General features: G+C 69.8%; 14 protein-coding genes. 11 read left to right on the top strand and 3 right to left on the bottom strand.

Annotated elements, in window-relative coordinates:
- Positions 1-164: 164 nt before the first annotated feature.
- Complete coding sequence (locus ACFSVL_RS11920) at positions 165-602, bottom strand: Lrp/AsnC family transcriptional regulator (RefSeq protein ID WP_378303399.1); 438 nt, start codon at positions 600-602, stop codon at positions 165-167.
- Positions 603-727: 125 nt separating this feature from the next.
- On the opposite strand from ACFSVL_RS11920, the gene ACFSVL_RS11915 reads away from it, so the two are divergent.
- From ACFSVL_RS11915 to ACFSVL_RS11895, 5 genes are all read left to right on the top strand, one after another.
- A complete protein-coding gene (locus tag ACFSVL_RS11915) occupies positions 728-1,147 on the top strand; it encodes a rhodanese-like domain-containing protein (RefSeq protein ID WP_378303398.1) in 420 nt (139 codons plus the stop codon).
- Complete coding sequence (locus ACFSVL_RS11910; protein ID WP_378303396.1) at positions 1,144-1,893, top strand: type 1 glutamine amidotransferase; 750 nt, start codon at positions 1,144-1,146, stop codon at positions 1,891-1,893. Before ACFSVL_RS11915 ends, ACFSVL_RS11910 begins: the two co-directional genes overlap by 4 nt.
- Before the next feature lie 94 nt (positions 1,894-1,987).
- Positions 1,988-3,118, top strand: a complete 1,131-nt coding sequence (locus ACFSVL_RS11905; protein WP_378303394.1) for an inorganic phosphate transporter — start codon at positions 1,988-1,990, stop codon at positions 3,116-3,118.
- 30 nt (positions 3,119-3,148) lie between these two features.
- Complete coding sequence (locus tag ACFSVL_RS11900; protein WP_378303392.1) at positions 3,149-6,124, top strand: bifunctional [glutamine synthetase] adenylyltransferase/[glutamine synthetase]-adenylyl-L-tyrosine phosphorylase; 2,976 nt, start codon at positions 3,149-3,151, stop codon at positions 6,122-6,124.
- 10 nt (positions 6,125-6,134) lie between these two features.
- Positions 6,135-6,563: an acyl-CoA thioesterase gene (locus ACFSVL_RS11895; protein ID WP_378303391.1), complete on the top strand. Its 429-nt coding sequence runs from the start codon at positions 6,135-6,137 to the stop codon at positions 6,561-6,563.
- Positions 6,564-6,642: 79 nt separating this feature from the next.
- On the opposite strand, the gene ACFSVL_RS11890 is transcribed toward ACFSVL_RS11895, so the two are convergent.
- Positions 6,643-7,077, bottom strand: a complete 435-nt coding sequence (locus ACFSVL_RS11890) for a winged helix-turn-helix transcriptional regulator (protein ID WP_378303388.1) — start codon at positions 7,075-7,077, stop codon at positions 6,643-6,645.
- Positions 7,078-7,149: 72 nt separating this feature from the next.
- Between ACFSVL_RS11890 and ACFSVL_RS11885 the strand changes: the two genes are divergently transcribed.
- Both ACFSVL_RS11885 and ACFSVL_RS11880 read left to right on the top strand, forming a co-directional pair.
- On the top strand, positions 7,150-7,791 hold the full coding sequence (locus tag ACFSVL_RS11885) for a DsbA family oxidoreductase (protein WP_378303386.1): 642 nt from the start codon (positions 7,150-7,152) through the stop codon (positions 7,789-7,791).
- A 49-nt stretch (positions 7,792-7,840) separates the two neighbouring features.
- Positions 7,841-8,662, top strand: coding sequence for an alpha/beta fold hydrolase (locus tag ACFSVL_RS11880; protein WP_378303384.1), 822 nt, complete (start codon positions 7,841-7,843; stop codon positions 8,660-8,662).
- A gap of 5 nt (positions 8,663-8,667) precedes the next feature.
- Here ACFSVL_RS11880 and ACFSVL_RS11875 read toward each other — a convergent pair whose 3' ends face one another.
- Positions 8,668-9,219, bottom strand: a complete 552-nt coding sequence (locus ACFSVL_RS11875; protein ID WP_344268626.1) for a TetR/AcrR family transcriptional regulator — start codon at positions 9,217-9,219, stop codon at positions 8,668-8,670.
- 232 nt (positions 9,220-9,451) lie between these two features.
- On the opposite strand from ACFSVL_RS11875, the gene ACFSVL_RS11870 reads away from it, so the two are divergent.
- The 4 genes from ACFSVL_RS11870 to ACFSVL_RS11855 all read left to right on the top strand — a co-directional run bounded on the left by ACFSVL_RS11870 (position 9,452) and on the right by ACFSVL_RS11855 (position 16,422).
- On the top strand, positions 9,452-9,904 hold the full coding sequence (locus tag ACFSVL_RS11870; RefSeq protein WP_378303382.1) for a (2Fe-2S)-binding protein: 453 nt from the start codon (positions 9,452-9,454) through the stop codon (positions 9,902-9,904).
- Positions 9,891-10,853 (top strand): FAD binding domain-containing protein, encoded by a 963-nt coding sequence (locus ACFSVL_RS11865; protein WP_378303380.1) that lies wholly within the window; start codon positions 9,891-9,893, stop codon positions 10,851-10,853. The genes ACFSVL_RS11870 and ACFSVL_RS11865 overlap by 14 nt, the downstream gene beginning before the upstream one ends.
- The gene (locus ACFSVL_RS11860) at positions 10,850-13,021 is read left to right on the top strand and encodes a xanthine dehydrogenase family protein molybdopterin-binding subunit (RefSeq protein ID WP_378303378.1); all 2,172 of its coding nucleotides are present in this window, start codon (positions 10,850-10,852) and stop codon (positions 13,019-13,021) included. The genes ACFSVL_RS11865 and ACFSVL_RS11860 overlap by 4 nt, the downstream gene beginning before the upstream one ends.
- Before the next feature lie 536 nt (positions 13,022-13,557).
- Positions 13,558-16,422: an ATP-binding protein gene (locus tag ACFSVL_RS11855; RefSeq protein ID WP_378303376.1), complete on the top strand. Its 2,865-nt coding sequence runs from the start codon at positions 13,558-13,560 to the stop codon at positions 16,420-16,422.
- The last annotated feature ends 50 nt before the right edge of the window (positions 16,423-16,472 follow it).

Below are 16,472 nucleotides of genomic sequence, written 5' to 3'. Positions count from 1 at the left end.
GGAAGCTAAGCCTGACTGCGCCGATGGTACTGCAACCGAAGGGTTGTGGGAGAGTAGGACACCGCCGAACTTTACCTAGAAGGAAGGGGCGGGGCCCCGGTCGAGAACCCGAAAAGGGTTTTCCCGGAGCCTCGCCCCTTTTCTCATGCCCAAAAACGGGCAGGTCAGAGCGGCAGGCCGCGGCCCCGGACTGGAGAAGAGAACACCAGCGACGTCGTCGTCTCGCCGTAGCGCTGAGCCCGTTCCACGAACTGCTCCAGCTCCGCCGTCGTGCGGCAGTGGACCCGGAGCTGCCAGCACTCGTCCCCGGTGACGTGGTCGGCGTCGGTGATCTCCGGCAGCGGGAGGATCGTCTCGCGGAAACGCGGGCCGTCCAGGCTGCGGACGCGGACCCGGACGATCGCCTGGATCGGGCGGCCCAGTTTCTCCGGGTCAATCCGTGCGGAGTACCCGGTGATGACGCCGCGGTGTTCCAGCCGGCGTACCCGCTCCGTCACGGCCGGCGCGGACAGGGAGACCCGGCGGCCGAGTTCGGAGAAGGTCAGGCGGGCGTCGGACTGGAGCAGCTCCAGAAGGTGCCGATCGACGTCGTCCAGGTCCACGTCCGTGCCCTCCCGATAGATCCCAAGCCAGCTGCCGTCCGGGCCTGGAAAGCCCTGGTGAAGACCGTAGAACACCTGGATCTTCCACTGTCTCGCACGGGGGTGCGGCGGCGAGGATTAACGGCGTGAAACCTCGCATCCTCTCCCTCCCCAGTGAAGCCGCGACCGACGCTGTCGGGTACTTCGGGCGTGAGCTTGCCTTTGAGGTCGACCCGGCCGATCTTGCTCAGGATCTCGCGGACGGACGCACTGACGGCTACGTACTGGTCGAGACTCGCAGTCCGGGGGCGTACGAAGAAGCGCACCTGCCGGGCGCGATTTGCTTGCCGTACCGGGAAATCACCGAGGAAAGCACCCGTGACCTCGATCGGGACCTCGTCTACGTCTGCTACTGCGAGAGCATCTACTGCAACGCCGCCACCCAGGGCGCATACCGGCTCGCGCGGCTTGGCTTCACGGTGAAGCGGCTCTCCGGGGGCATCACGACTTGGCTCGCGCACGGCTATCCAACCGAGGCCGGGATGCCCGTACCCTGGACGCCGTGACTCGTCTGCTCATCATCCAGCCCGATGCCAGCGATCCCGTCGGCCCGCTCGGGGAGTGGCTCACCGAGGCCGGTGCCGAACTCGATGTGCGGCTGCCGCCGGAGCAGGAGCTGCCGGCGAGTCTCGACGGGTACGACGGGCTGGTGTGTCTCGGCGGCGGCATGTCCGCGCTCGACGACGCGGCCCACCCCTGGCTCGCCGACGTCCGGAAGCTCCTCGCCACCGCGGCGGGCAAGGCGGTGCCGACGCTCGCGATCTGTCTTGGCGCGCAGCTGCTCGCCGTCGCGACCGGCGGGCAGACCGCGGTGGGCGAGGCCGGGCCGGAGGTCGGGCCGGGGCTGGTGTCGAAAAAGGACGCCGCGTGGGTCGATCCGCTCTTCGCGGACATGCCGTTCCTCCCGGACGTCCTGCAGTTCCACCAGGACGCCATCACGGTCCTGCCGCCGAGCGCCGAGCTGCTCGCGTCCTCGCCGAAGTACCCGCACCAGGCGTACCGGATGAACCGTTGTGTCTACGGTGTCCAGTTCCACATCGAGACCACGCCGGACATCGTGCTGGCCTGGGCCGAGGCCGCACCGGAAATGGCGGAACTCACCCGTCCGGGCGCGCTGGAGCGGGACACCCTGACCTCTGTGCACGCGGACCTCGCCGAGACGTGGCGTCCGTTCGCGGCCCGGTTCGTCCAGTTGGCCGCCGGGCAGCTGCAGGCGGCTCCGGAAAGTCAACGCCAGTTGCCGCTGGCTTAACGGATGACGTCGGAATCACTTACGGCGAGTTAACGGTTCACCCAAACGGTCAGGTACCTTGCGAGAGGTATTTCCGTAGGGTTCGGAGGTCGGGGTGGACCCCTCGCTGCTCGTCGTCGTCGTGATCTGCACGGCGCTGGTTTTCGATTTCACCAACGGCTTCCACGACACGGCGAACGCGATGGCGACCTCGATCGCCACCGGAGCACTCCGGCCCCGCGTCGCCGTGGCGATCTCCGCGGTCTTGAACCTGGCCGGCGCGTTCCTGTCGGTCGAGGTCGCGAAAACGATTTCCAGCGGTCTCGTCGACGAGACGCGGATCGGGCCCGCCATCGTGTTCGGCGGGCTCATCGGGGCGATCGTCTGGAACCTCTTCACCTGGTACGTCGGCCTGCCGTCGAGTTCGTCGCACGCGCTGTTCGGCGGGCTGATCGGCGCGACCTGGGTGTCGGCGGGCGCGGATTCCGTGCACTTCGCCAAGATCGTGGACAAGGTGCTCGTGCCCGCCGCCGCGTCCCCGGTGATCGCGGGGGTGGCGGCGGCCGCGGTCACCTACGTCGTCTACCGCTTCCTGGTCCGCAAGCGCGGCGGGCGCGGATTCCGGGTCGGGCAGATCGTGTCCGCGTCGCTCGTCTCGCTCGCGCACGGCACCAACGACGCGCAGAAGACCATGGGCGTCATCACCCTGACGCTGGTCGCGGCCGGCAGTCTCCCGGCCGGGTCCGCGCCGCCGATCTGGGTGATCGTCAGCGCCGCGTCCGCGCTGGCGCTCGGCACGTATCTCGGCGGCTGGCGGATCACCCACACCCTCGGCAAGGGCCTCACCGACATCGAGGGTCCGCAGGGCTTTTCCGCGCAGACCAGCAGCGCGGTGGTGATCCTGCTGTCCTCGCACCTCGGCTTCCCGCTGTCGACCACGCACGTGTGCTCCGGCGGCATCGTCGGCTCCGGCGTCGGCCGTCGCGAAGCGCCGGTGCGCTGGCGGATGGCGGGCCGGATGGTGCTCGCGTGGCTGTTCACGCTGCCCGCGGCGGCCATCGTCGGCGCGGCGGCGGGCAAGATCGCGTCGCTCGGCGAAGCCGGGACCATCGCGGTCGGCGTCGTCGGAATTCTCTTCGCGGCCGGGATTTACCTCCTGTCCCGGCGCAAACCCGTCACCGCGCACAGCTTCCAGGTCCCCGAGCCGTCCGCGGCCGACACCGAACCGGACCGCCTGGCTGCCTGAACCACCCTCGGTCCGGCTACGGTGTGAGCGATGGCAGAGCGCGCGCGGACCACAGCTTCGGCGGCCAGGTACGGCTTCACTGACACCCGGGCCGACGGTCAACTGCGCGCGGCGGGCTGGTGGACCGAAGGCGGACCGGCCGACGGGGCCACGGACGTCCTGGTCGCGCTGTCCCGTGCGGCGGACCCCGACCTCGCGCTGGCCGGGCTCGATCGCATCCGCGAGGCCGACGAACCGGGCTGGGCCGAGCTGGACCGGACCCTCCGCGAGCACCGCACGTTCCGTGGCCGGCTGCTGGGCGTGCTCGGCACCTCTACCGCGCTGGCCGATTTTCTGGTCGCCAACCCGGGCGAGTGGCGTTGCCTCTCCGACAACCGGTGCACCGATCCGGCGAAGTTCGCGGACCGGCTGCTTGAGCGGGTCCGGCAGGACGACGGCAGCTATGCGACCGGAACCGCCGCCGAACACGAACTGCGTACTGGCTACCGCGGGCTGCTGCTCGGTATCGCCGCCGCTGACCTCGGTCATCTCGTGGAGCCCGGGCTGGAGCATCCGCAGTTCCGGGACATCGCCAGCGAACTGACCACCCTCGCCGAGGCTTCGCTGCAGGCCGGACTCGTGGTCGCCGAGCAGGAGGTCGGCGCGCCGGCCGAGGGCACGCTCGCGGTGATCGCGATGGGCAAGACCGGCGGTCGCGAGCTGAACTACGTGAGCGACGTCGACGTCATCTTCGTCGGGGCGGGCGACCTTGGCGTCGCGACCCGGCTGGCCAGCACGATGATGCGGCTGGTCGGCAACGCGTGCTTCGAGGTCGACGCGGCGTTGCGGCCGGAGGGCAAGAGCGGTGCGCTGGTGCGCACGCTCGAAGGGCACACCGCGTACTACCAGAAATGGGCGAAGACCTGGGAGTTCCAGGCGTTGCTGAAGGCGCGTCCGGTGGCCGGCGACGCCGAGCTCGGCAGGCAGTACGCGGAGATGGTCGCGCCGATGGTGTGGTCGGCAGCGGACCGCGAGAACTTCGTGACCGAGGTCCAGCAGATGCGCCGCCGGGTGGAGGACCACGTCGCGTCGGAGCATCTCGAACGCGAGCTGAAGCTGGGCCGCGGCGGGCTGCGGGACGTCGAGTTCGCCGTGCAGCTGCTGCAGCTCGTGCACGGCCGGGTGGATCCCGCGCTGCGCTCGCCGTCCACTTTGGAGGCCTTGGCCGCGCTCGGCGACGGCGGGTACGTCGGCCGGGCGGACGCGGCGGAGATGAGTTCGTCGTACGAGTTCCTGCGGACCGTCGAGCACCGGCTGCAGCTGCGCCGGTTGCGGCGGACGCATCTGTTCCCGGCCTCCTCCGACACCGATGAGCTGCGGATTCTCGCGCGCGCCTGCGGGATCCGGCCGGTTCGCGGGCGTAGCCAGGGCGAGGCGCTGCTCGCTGAGTTCCGCCGCCACGCGCAGGGGATTCGGCGGCTGCACGAGAAGGTCTTCTACCGTCCGCTGCTGCAGTCGGTGGCGAATGTGCCGACGGAAGCGCTGCGGCTCACCACGAAGCAGGCCGCCAGCCGTCTTGCCGCGCTCGGGTACGCCGCTCCGGAAGGCGCGCTGCAGCACATCAAGGCGCTGACCTCCGGGGTGTCGCGGCGGGCGGCGATTCAGCAGGCGCTGCTTCCGGTGTTGCTCGATTGCCTGGCCGATACGCCGGACCCGGACGGCGGGCTGCTTTCGTATCGCAAGGTGTCCGAGGCGCTTCAGGACACGCCGTGGTACCTGCGGGTGCTGCGTGATGAAGGCACCGTGGTCGAGCGGCTCGCGTTCCTGCTCGGCACGTCGAACTTGGTCCCGGATCTGCTCGTCCGCGCGCCGGAAGTGTTGCAGCTGCTGGGAGATCCGGCTCGGCTGACTGGACGGACTCCGGCGGAAGTGGCGACATCGCTGCGGGCTGCGGTGCGTCGTCAGCCTGGGCTGAGCGCTGCGGTTACCGCGGCCCGGTCATTGCGTCGGCACGAGCTGCTGCGCGTCGCGTGTGCGGATTTGCTGGGACTGCTGGATGTTCCGTCGGTCTGCGAAGCGCTGTCGAGTGTGTGGGTGGCCGTGTTACAGGGAGCGTTGTCGGCGGCTTACCGGCAACGGCAGGCTGAGCTGGGTCGTACTCCGGCGACGATCGCGGTCATCGGGATGGGCCGGCTCGGCGGGGCGGAACTGGGCTATGGCTCGGACGCCGACGTGCTCTTCGTCTGCGAGCCGGCCGAAGGCGTAACGGACGCCGAAGCGGTGCGGTTCGCCTCGTCGGTCGCCGAGACGGTGCGGAAGATCCTCGGCGCGCCGAGCGCGGATCCGGCCTTGGTCGTCGACGCCGATCTCCGGCCGGAAGGGCGCAGCGGGCCGCTGGTGCGGACGCTGGAGTCGTATCGGGCGTACTACCAGCGCTGGGGCGAGGTGTGGGAGTCGCAGGCGCTGCTGCGGGCCCGGTTCGTCGCCGGTGACGACGAGCTTGGCCGTCGGTTCATCGAGATGATCGACCCGCTGCGCTATCCGGAAGGCGGGCTCGACCCGACGGACGCGCGCGAGATCCGGCGGATCAAGGCCAGGGTGGAGACCGAACGGCTTCCGCGCGGCGCCGACCCGACACGGCACACGAAACTCGGCCGCGGCGGTCTCGCCGACGTCGAGTGGACTGTCCAGCTTCTGCAGTTGCAGCACGCGCACGAGGTGCCTGGCCTGCGGACGACGTCGACTCTCGAAGCGCTGACCGCGTTGGCGGAGGCTGGTCTCGCGTCGGCCGAATCGGTGGAATCGTTGCGCGAGGCCTGGCTGCTGGCCACGCGCGTGCGCAACGCGACGATGCTGGTGCGCGGCAAGGCGGCGGACGAGGTGCCCGGAACGGGACGCGACCTCGCCGCGGTGGCGCGCGTGTTCGGCTACTCGGTGGACGACGATCCGGGCGAGTTCCTCGACTTCTACCGGCGTGTGACGCGGCACGCACATGCCGTGGTCGAGGAACTCTTCTACGACAACTAGCCTGAGCCTCGTGACCGACCGCGAACCGTTCCGCACCCGGATCAAGGTGCGCCACTACGAACTCGACACGCTGGGCCATCTGAACCACGCCGTGTACCACTCCTACGGCGAGGTTTCGCGGCTGGAGGTCTTCGAGGCGGCCGGCGACGGAAACCTGCGCGAGGCGCGGCTGGCGCCGGTGCTGCTCGAATCGAACATCGTCTACCGGCGGGAACTGCGCGCCGGCGACGTGGTGGACGTGACCTGCGACGCGTCGTTCGGCGAGGGCAAGGTGTTCTGGATGACCTCGCGGATCATCAAGCTGGACGGGACGCTGTCGGCCGAGATCAAGTGCACGCTGGGGCTGATGGATCTGGAGAAGCGCAAGCTGGTGCCGGATCCGCGCGGGCATTTCGAGCGGGCTGGGGTGGACTTGAAGGTGCTGTCCACTTCGGAATGATCCGCGGAATGTTAATAGCGGCTTAGTTTATCGGGTAAGCGCAAGTTTCCCCGTATGAGTATTTCTCGAAGATCTTCTTTTATGCGGTGGTCGCGCGCTTTCCTGTCGGAGTCGGTTGCGGGGTCCGTGCGTCGTGCCGCGTACGGGCGGCCGAGATCTCCTCGCCGTGCTCCTCGCTCCAGTCGATGAGACCGCGCAGCCGTCCGCTCAGGTCGTGCCCGATGGCGGTGAGCGAGTACGAGACCCGCAACGGCGTCTCGGTTTCGACCGTGCGGTCGAGCAGTCCGTCGCGCACCAAGGTGCGCAGGTTCTGCGTCAGCATCTTCTCGCTGATCCCGCCGATCCGGTCGCGAAGCTGCGCGAACCGCAGCGCGCCCGGCGCGAGTGCCAGGAGGATGAGCAGGCCCCAGCGGCTGGTCGCCTGTTCGAAGAGCGGGCGGCCGGGGCAGTCCTTGCGGAACGTCGCGTCCAGCGGCGCGGCGGCCGGGCTTCGTCCAGGGCTGGTCGCATCCACGAATGGACCTTACCAAATTGTCAGTGCTTGTCAGTGGTTTCAGTGCGGCGCAGAGGTCCCTATTCTTGCGGCATGACGAAGATCGCGGTCGAAATCTGGTCCGACTTTCTGTGCCCGTGGTGCTATATCGGCAAGCAGCGGTTCGAGGTCGCGCTGTCCGAATTCGAGCGCGCTGGGGACGTGCGCGTCCGGTGGCGCAGCTACGACCTGCACCCCGACGAAAAGAAGGTGCCGGACCTGACCATCCCGCGCAGGCTCGAACGGGACCTCGGGCTCAGCCTCTCCGACGCGGAGGCCGCGGTCGACCAGGTCGGCGAGCTGGCCGCGGAGCTGGGGTTGCGCTATCGGATGCGGGACGCGCTCCTGGTGAACTCGTTCGACGCGCACCGGCTCGCGCACTTCGCGGAGGCCCGCGGGCACGGGAACGACTTTCGCGAACGGCTGATGCGGGCCTATACCGGCGAAGGGGCGAATATCGCCGACCATGCTTCGTTGCTGCAGTTCGGCGTCGACGCTGGGCTCGACAAGGACGACGCGCAAGCATTGCTCGACAGCGACGATTACGCGGACGCTGTCCGGGATGACCACCGCGAAGGACGGGCGCTCGGCGTGAGCGGCGTTCCGACGGTGATCGTCAACCGTCAGTTCGTGGTTTCCGGAGCCGCGTCCTCGGCCGCTTATCTCGACGCCCTCCGCCGAGCCGTCACGGCCTGATCCGGCGGGCTGGTCAGCGCTACGCTGGCCAGAGAGCCTTGGGGCGTTCATGGCAGGAAGCTCAGTGCAAGTGTCACTCGACGGCTGCACTCTTCGCGGGCAGACAGCCGGAGAAGGTCCGCTGCTGGTGATGGTGCCAGGCGGAGCCGGTCAGGCACATCAGACAGATCCGATGCGGGAGATGCTCAAGCCGCGGTTCGAGGTGGTCTCCTGCGATCGCCGCGGCATCTCGCGCAGCCCGCTCGCCCCGGGCGCGCCGTCTCCGACGATCCAGACGCACGTTGACGACCTGCACAGCTTGATCGAGACGCTCGGCGGTGGCGGTGTCTTCCTCTTCGCCACGAGCATCGGCTGTCTGATCGCTCTGGATCTCTTGGCCCGCTACCCGCACGACGTCGTGAAGCTGGTCGCGCACGAGCCCCCGGACACTCATCTGCTCAGCGGCGCGGCGCGGGAAGAAACAGACGCCGGTCTCGCGCGCCTGGCCCAGACTTTTCAGACTGACGGCACCGTGGCGGCGCTGCAGCAACTCACCGCTCTGATCGGCCTGAATCCCGCCGAGCGCGAGGCCGACGCCCCGGAACTCGTGGTGACGCCGCAGTTCTTTCAGGACATGTCGTTCTACCTCGAACACGATCTCGGCGCGGCGCGCGAGTACCGCCTGGATATCGAGGCCCTTCGCACGCATCGAGACCAGGTGATCGCGGGCGCGGGCGAGAAGTCCGGCACGCTGTGGACTTGCCTTTGTGCGCAAGCACTGGCACGGGAACTGGACGTGCCGTTGACTTCGTGGCCCGGCGGTCACAACGGTCCGGCGGCGTATCCGAAAGCCAGCGCGAGGGCCGTCATCGAAGCTCTCGCCGAGGCCTGACGCGGTCAGTCCAGCCGCATTCCGTGCCACACCAGGTCGACCACTCCTTCGGTCTCCGCCTTCCAATCTCCGTCCGGGGTAAGGAAAAACAGCCCGCCGAGGCCGCGCATCAGCGTTTCCGTCTTCAGGTCCGGCCGGATCGTGCCCGCTTCCGCGTTCGCCTTCCGCAGGGTGTCCAGCGCGTCGATCATCCGCGCGTACGCCTGCGTCGGCAGTTCGCTCTGCGACGCGCGCAACGCGTTGGCCAGCCCGCGTTTCGTCATCATGTAGTGCGCCAGGTGGTCCACGATCCAGACGCGCAACGCCTGATCGGGGGAATGTTTGGCGAGTAATTCGGGCACGATCTCGACGAGCTGGTTCACCTCGCGCTCGTAGACGGCCAGCACCAGCGACTCCGGCGTGGGGAAGTGCCGGTACACCGTGCCGACGCCGACGCACGCTTCCTTGGCGACCGCGTTGAACGACACTTCTCCCGCTCGGCTCACGGTTTCCGCGGCCACCGCCAGGATCCGTTCGTGGTTGCGCCGGGTGTCCGCCCGCCGCGGGCTCACCGGCATCGCGCCTCCCGCGTTTGCTTCGCCTTGTCTGACCTGGAGCTGCTCCAGCCTCACCTGGAGCAGCTCCACTTCGTTGCGTAGCGGATTCTAATCCGCTAGCCTCGGTCAAAGCGAGCCAAGCGGATGAATATCCGGTTTACCCCGGCGGCTCGTGTTCCCGAAGGGCCGTCACCACCACCATCACGCCGCAGGACGTCCGCCGCGGACGGGCTGCGGGAAAGCGAACCCTACTGTGGACATTTCCCTTGAAGTCAATGGAAGAACCGAAGAACTCGGCGTCGAGCCGGGGGTGACCCTCCTGGACGCGCTGCGCGAGCGGCTCGGCGTCACCGGCCCGAAGAAGGGCTGCGACCGCGGGCAGTGCGGTGCCTGCACCGTGCACGTCGACGGCAAGCCCGTGCTGTCCTGCCTCACGCTGGCGGCTGCCGTGCGCGGGCCCGTCACCACCGTCGAAGGACTGTCCACAGAGGACGAACTGCACCCGGTGCAGCAGGCGTTCGTGGACCAGGACGCGCTGCAGTGCGGGTTCTGCACGTCCGGGCAGGTGATGTCGGCGGTCGCCGCGGTGCGCGACGACGTGGCCGACGTCCGCGAGTTCATGTCCGGCAATCTGTGCCGGTGTTCGGCGTACCCGAACATCGTGCGCGCCGTGGAGCAGGCGAGGCAGGCCGATGCGACCGTTTGAGCTGACCGCGCCCGCCACGGTCGAGGACGCGCTGGGCAGCGCGGGCACCTACCTCGCCGGCGGTACCACCCTGGTCGATCTGATGAAGCTCGACGTCCTTACGCCGCAGCTCGTGCTGGACATCAACGACCTGCCGCTGCGGGGCATCGACACCTCCGACGGCCTGCGCTTCGGCGCGCTGGAGCGGATGGGCGACATCGCCGCGCATCCCGGCGTGTACCCGGCGATCTCGCGCGCGCTGCTGCTCAGCGCGTCGCAGCAGTTGCGGAACATGGCCAGCATCGGCGGAAACCTGATGCAGCGCACGCGGTGCTCGTACTTCCGCGACGTCGCGATGCCGTGCAACCGGCGTTCGCCGGGCAGCGGATGTTCGGCGATTTCCGGCGTCAACCGGATGCACGCGATCCTCGGCACCAGTGATTCCTGCGTGGCCACGCACGCCAGCGACGTCGCGGTCGCGCTGGTCGCGCTCGACGCGGAGGTTGTGCTGGCCGGGCCTGAGGGCACCCGGACGGTCGCGCTCACCGAGTTCTACCGCGAGCCGGGCGACACCCCGGAGATTGAGCACGACCTGCGTCCCGGCGAGCTGATCACCGAGGTGCGCGTGCCGCGGCTGGACTGGGCGGAGAACTCCACGTACGTGAAGATCCGCGACCGGCAGTCGTACGAGTTCGCGTTGTGCTCGGCGGCGGTCGCGCTCGACGTGCGCGACGGGAAGATCGCCGACGCCCGCGTCGCGGCCGGCGGGGTCGGGACGGTGCCGTGGCGGCTGCCCGCGGTGGAAGAGGCGCTGCGCGGTGCGGAGCTGACCGAGGAGGCCTTCGCCGCTGCCGCCGCGGTCGCGGTGGACGGGGCGAAGCCGTTGTCCGGCAACGTGTTCAAACCTTCGCTGCTGAAGCGGACGATCGTCCGCGCGCTGCTCGAACTGACCGAAGGGAGCCGGGCATGAGTGCGCGGCTGGACGGTCCGCGGAAAGTCACCGGGCGGGCCGATTACGCGCTGGACCGCACGTTCCCCGGGACGCTGTACGGGTACATCGTGCTCAGCACGATCGCGCACGGCGAGATCACGGCCATGGACGTGACGGCGGCGAAGAGCGCGCCGGGCGTCGTGAGCGTGTACAGCCCGTTCGACCCGCTCGAGCTGCACGCGTACGTGTCGCAGCTGATGGGGGACGTGTGGCTGCCGCTGCACGACCGGGACGTCGTGTTTTACGGCCAGCCGATCGGGCTGGTCGTCGCGGAGACGTTCGAGCAGGCGCGGGACGCGGCCGGGCTGATCGAGGTGTCGTATCAGGAGAAGCCCGCGCTGACGTCGATGGAGGACGGCCTCGCGACCGCGGAGGACGCGCCGGAAAGCCGTGGCGCCGAACCGTCGATCGAGGTGCTCGCCGACGGCGTCGAGTCCATTGCGGACGCACTGGCGCAGAGCGCGGTCGTGGTTTCGCAGACCTACCGCACCGCGACGCAGAACCACGCGGCGATGGAACCGCACTCCGCGGTCGCGAAGTGGGACGGCGGCGAACTGACGCTCTACAGCGGAAACCAGGCCAGCCACCTGCAAGCGGCGGAAATGGCGGGGGTGCTGGGCATCGAGCCGTCGGCCATCCACGCGGTGAACCCGTACGTGGGCGGGGCGTTCGGCGGCAAGGCGGGCACCTCGGCACCGGCGATGCTCGCCGCGGCCGCGGCGAAGGCGCTCGACCGTCCGGTGAAGTGCGCGCTCACCCGCGAGCAGGTGTTCACGGCGACCGCGAACCGGCCGGCCACGGTGCAGAATGTCGCACTGGGCGCGGACCGCGACGGCACGCTGATCGCGGTGCAGCACGATTCCTGGTCGGCCACGTCGATGAGCCGGTCCTTTGTGGAGCCGACGTCGCACGGCACGTCGCGCGAGTGGTACGCGACGCAGAACCTGTCGATCAGCCAGAAAATGGTGCCGCTGCACATCCCGCCGGGCACGTTCATGCGCGCGCCGGGGGAGGCGTCGGGTTCGTTCGCGCTCGAAAGCGCCGTCGACGAACTCGCGATCGCGCTCGAGATGGACCCGATCGAACTGCGGCGGCGCAACAGCTCGCTCGCCCCGCCCGGGGTCGACCTGCAGTGGTCGAGCAAGCATCTCGACGAGTGCTACGAGATCGGGGCGCAGCGGTTCGGCTGGGCGAACCGGTCGCCGCGCGGGCACGTCGACGGGGACTGGCTCGTCGGCATGGGCACCGCGACCGCGATGTTCCCCGGCCTGCGCTTCCCGGCGACGGTCGAGCTCACGCTCAACGCGGACGAGACCGCGGACGTGTCCACGAGCGGGGCCGACCCGGGCACCGGGCTGCTCACCGTGCTGGCCACGATCGGGGCCGAATCCCTCGACATCGACCCGGAACGCGTCACCCCGCACCTGGGCGATTCCCGGTTCGCGCCGGGCGGGATGTCCGGCGGCTCGACAGCGACGGCGAGCACCGGCACCGCGATCATGCTGGCGGCCACCGAACTGCTCGACGAGCTGGTGGCGCTCGCCGCCGAGCCGGGCGCGCCGTTCGAGGGCCAGGTGGTCACGTACGCCGAGGGCCTGCTGCACGGTGACAGCGGCACCATGCCGTTCGGCGAGCTGCTGCGCGCGATCGGCCGGGAATCCTTGTCCGCCAAGGGTTCCTCCGCGCCGGGCGAGGAGATGACGAAGCATTCGTTCAGCTCCTTCGGCGCGCAGTTCTGCGAGGTGCGGGTGCACCGGCTGACCCGCGAGGTCCGGGTGTCGCGGATGCTGGGCGTCTTCGACGGCGGCCGGATCATCAACCCGATGCAGGCGCGGAGCCAGCTGTCCGGCGGCATGATCTGGGGCGTGTCGGCGGCCCTGCACGAGGGACTGGAAGTGGAGTCGAACGGCCGCTTCGCGAACGCCGACTTCGCGAGCTACCTGGTGCCGGTCAACGCCGACATCCCGGAGATCGACGTGCAGTTCGTCGAGTACCCGGACACACTGCACAACGCGGTCGGCGCCCGCGGCGTCGGCGAGATCGGCGCGGTGGGCATGGCGGCCGCGGTGGCGAACGCGGTGTGCAACGCGACCGGGATCCGGGTGCGGAGCATTCCGATCATGATCGAGGATTTGCTGGTCGAGTGAGCGGGCGGGGGCGTCCGCCCCCACGCGTCCGCCCCCACGCGCCGGATCGGCGGCGAGCGAGTGCCGTTCGGTTCGGCAGCCAGGTCCGTGAAGGGCCCCTTGAGGGAATCAGATTCCCTCAAGGGGCCCTTCACGGACCTGCAGATACGGTCATATGGGGATCAATCGGACATTATGTGAAGGTTTTCGTCCTTTGTGGACGGTCGCCGGGCTGAGCCCGGCCCGGCAACGGTGCTTCGGTCGTCCGTGAGGGGCACCTTCACGGACTCTGATTCCCTCAGGGTTCCCCTCACGGCTGTCCGTGAAGGCGACGCGGAACGGGTGCGGAACCGCTCCGCGGCGCCATTCCCCGCATTGCCGCGTTGTGAAAAATGCTCATCAGCTGTGCCGACCAGGTCTAGTCCCGGCGGCTCCGATGCCTCCCCCGCAGGTCAGCGGCCAGATTCCCGGCGCCATTCTCCCCCGCGAGAAAATCGCTCGTGCCACCGCCTTCGGGCGGTATGGTTTTGAGGGCACTTGTTCGGGGAGGCTGGCGAATGGACGCAGCACCGGCCGGGAGTGCGGACCTGCCGCGAAGAGGCGGGATCGGCTCGTGTCGCGGATCCGAACCGGGCGTTCCGCTGATCGGCCGGGACGTCGAATTCGCTGTGCTGGCAGGGGCGATCGCCGCCGCGGGCGAGGGACGGGGCGGCTCGGTCCTGGTGTGCGGGCAGCCGGGGATCGGCAAGTCCCGGCTGGCCGCCGAGGCGATCGGGGCTGCCCGGGGCAAGGGATTCGCGATTGTCGAGGGGCGGGCGGACCCGTTGTTGTCCGGCCTTTCGTACGCGCCTATCGTCCAGGCATTCCGCGGCCATCTGAGTGAATCGGCCGGATTTTCTCCGGATCCCGGTAACGTCGGCGCATTGTTCCCCGACTTGCGTCCGGTTTCGCCTGAAGCCGGGGATCCCGGGCTGCAGCGCACGCGGATGTGCGAGGCGGTGCTCGCGGCGACGCGTCAGCTCGCCGTCCGTTCTCCGGTGCTGCTCGTGGTCGACGATCTCCATTGCGCTGATCGGGGGACCATCGAACTGCTGCACTATCTCGGGCGCAACGCGGAGGAACTGCCGCTGCTCGTGGTCGGGTGCTTTCGCTCAGGCGTGGACAACGAGGCGCTCGGCGCGATGGCGGAGGCGGCCCGGCGACACCCGGCCGGGCGGTTGCTGGAACTCGCGCCGCTGCCCGACGAGGCGGTGCGGGATCTGGTGCAGCACGTGCTGGGCACCCCGCCGCCGCTCGCGCTGCTTCGGGCGGTCACGTCCCGGGCGTCCGGGGTCGCGTTGTTCGCGGTCGCGCTGACCCGGCATCTCGCCGCCAGCCGGATGTGCGGGCCGCTGCCCGAGGTGATCCGGGACGTCGTGCGCGAGCAGATCGGGCTGCTCGGGGAGGCGGACCGGCGGCTGCTGGAGGTGGTCGCGGTCGCCGGGACGCACGGGCGGCCGGAGGTGCTGGCCGACGTGGCCGGGCTGGGGCTGCCGGGCCTGCACGCGGCGTTGCGCCGGCTGGTCGGCAGGCGGCTGGTCGTCGAGCATCAATCCCCGGTCGAGCCGCATTACCAAGTGGCGCATCCGCTTTACGCCGAGGCGGTTTACCACGAGCTGCTGCTTGCCGAGCGCCGGACACTGCACGCGGCGATCGGGGCGGCGTTGCACCGGGCCGACCGCACTGTCGCGGCCGCGCCGCACTACGCGGCTGGTGGCGACAGCGTTCCGGTGGACCGGGCGATCGAGGCGTTCAGCGCCGCCGGGAGCCGTGCGCTGACTGTCGGGGATCTGGACGAAGCCGCCGAGTACCTGGCTGCGGCGCTGCGGCGGGCGCGGGACGCACGGCCGGACGCGGTGCCGGCGTTGCTCGTGGATTTGGCTCGGCTGCAGCAAGGGCGCGGCCGGCTGGACGAGGCCGCCGAGTTGCTGCGGGACGCGGTCGCGCTCAGCGAGCGGCGCGGGCAGGACACCGAGCGGCGGCGGGCGTGGCGGCATCTGCAGGCGCTGCTCGAAGTCGAGCGCGGGAACCTTCCAGCGGCGGTCGGGCTCGCGCGGGCCAGCGGGCGCCGTCCGGCGACGGATCCGCCGACGCGGTTGCTGATCCACTGGATCATCGCGTTGCGGCACGGCGATTTCCCGGAGCTGGCGGTGATTTCGCGGGAGCTCGTCGCGCTTCCGTCCACAAGCGACACTCCGGGCGCGCACTCGGTCGCGCATCTCGGGGCCGGTGCGCTGGCGGCGCTGTCCGGCGACATGGAAACCGCCGTGGTGGAGCTGCGCGGCGCGCTGGAGCTTGCGCTGCGCTGCGGCGACGAGGGTCCGCGTCTCGCGTTCGCGCCGCGGATGATGCTCAACGGCCTGTCCACGCTGCGCGGTGATCTTGCCACCGCGATCCGGGTCGCGGACGTCGGCAGCACTCCGGCGGTCCGGCAATGGCTGCCGTCCGCGACGTGCTACCTGCAGACAATGCTGGCCACGACGCGGTATTTCGCCGGTGATCTGCGGACCGCGCAGTCTGAAATGGACAGTGCGGTGGCCGAGGCGCGCCGGGTCGGGCAGGACCGGCTGGTGGGGCGGACCCTCGCCGGGCGCGCTTTCGTCCGTGCCGAGCGCGGGCATCTCGACGAGGCGGCCGCGGACTTGGCCGACGCGCGCCGGCATTACGACCCCTCGCAGATCGACCTGCTGGACGCGTTCGACCTGGCGGCGACGGCGCTGGCGGTGCGGCGCGGAGTGGCGGCACAGGCTCCGCCGCTCACCGACACGCTCCCGTTCGGCGACACGCAGCTGAACTGTCTCCGGGTTTCCTTCGCCGGATATGCCGCGGTGCAGCGGGGAGACCTGGCCGAAGCCGATCGCGTGGTCGGCCTGCTTCGCGCGGCGGGCAGCAACGCTCCGGTGCTGCACGCGCTCGCGGACCGGCAGCAGGGCTTTGCCGACGCGGCCAGGGGAAAGGCCGTCGTGGCGGTCGAGCGGCTGCGCGGTTCGGCGACCGCGTTGCGCGGCTTCGGGATGAATCTGCTTGCCGCACAAGCCGAATTGGAGCTGGCCGAGCTGCTGTCCCCGGCCGAGGCGGAGGCGGTGACGTCCTCGGCGACGGCGGCGTTCACCGCGGCGGGCAGCACTCCGTGGCCGGAGCGGATCGTGAAGCAGGGCCATTCCGTCCCGGCGCAGCGGTCCGGGCCGCTGACCCGGCGGGAATCGGAGATCACCGCGCTGGTCGGGAACGGGCTGTCGAACGCCGACATCGCCGCGGCGCTGTTCCTCAGCGAGCGGACCGTGGAGACGCATCTGCGCAACGTCTACCGCAAGCTCGGGCTCAAATCCCGGGTCCGGCTCGCGCAGTGGGCGCGCGACCGGCGCGGGGAGGGCGCTCGCTGACCGGTCGGCGCATGCCGGGCAAGAGGAATATGCCGAAACGGACTGCGATC

Origin of the sequence: Amycolatopsis silviterrae (genome assembly GCF_042684085.1) — a bacterium.
Taxonomy (GTDB): domain Bacteria; phylum Actinomycetota; class Actinomycetes; order Mycobacteriales; family Pseudonocardiaceae; genus Amycolatopsis; species Amycolatopsis silviterrae.
Note: the sequence above shows the minus strand (reverse complement) of the source record. Positions and strands in the feature narration are given on the sequence as shown.

Bases quoted from the DNA above. Each gene is read 5' to 3' on its own strand.
- ACFSVL_RS11900 (WP_378303392.1), top strand. From the start codon at position 3,149: ATGGCAGAGCGCGCGCGGACCACAGCTTCGGCGGCCAGGTACGGCTTC.
- ACFSVL_RS11885 (WP_378303386.1), top strand. From the start codon at position 7,150: ATGACGAAGATCGCGGTCGAAATCTGGTCCGACTTTCTGTGCCCGTGG.
- ACFSVL_RS11880 (WP_378303384.1), top strand. From the start codon at position 7,841: ATGGCAGGAAGCTCAGTGCAAGTGTCACTCGACGGCTGCACTCTTCGC.
- ACFSVL_RS11875 (WP_344268626.1), bottom strand. From the start codon at position 9,219: ATGCCGGTGAGCCCGCGGCGGGCGGACACCCGGCGCAACCACGAACGG.
- ACFSVL_RS11865 (WP_378303380.1), top strand. From the start codon at position 9,891: ATGCGACCGTTTGAGCTGACCGCGCCCGCCACGGTCGAGGACGCGCTG.
- ACFSVL_RS11860 (WP_378303378.1), top strand. From the start codon at position 10,850: ATGAGTGCGCGGCTGGACGGTCCGCGGAAAGTCACCGGGCGGGCCGAT.
- ACFSVL_RS11855 (WP_378303376.1), top strand. From the start codon at position 13,558: ATGGACGCAGCACCGGCCGGGAGTGCGGACCTGCCGCGAAGAGGCGGG.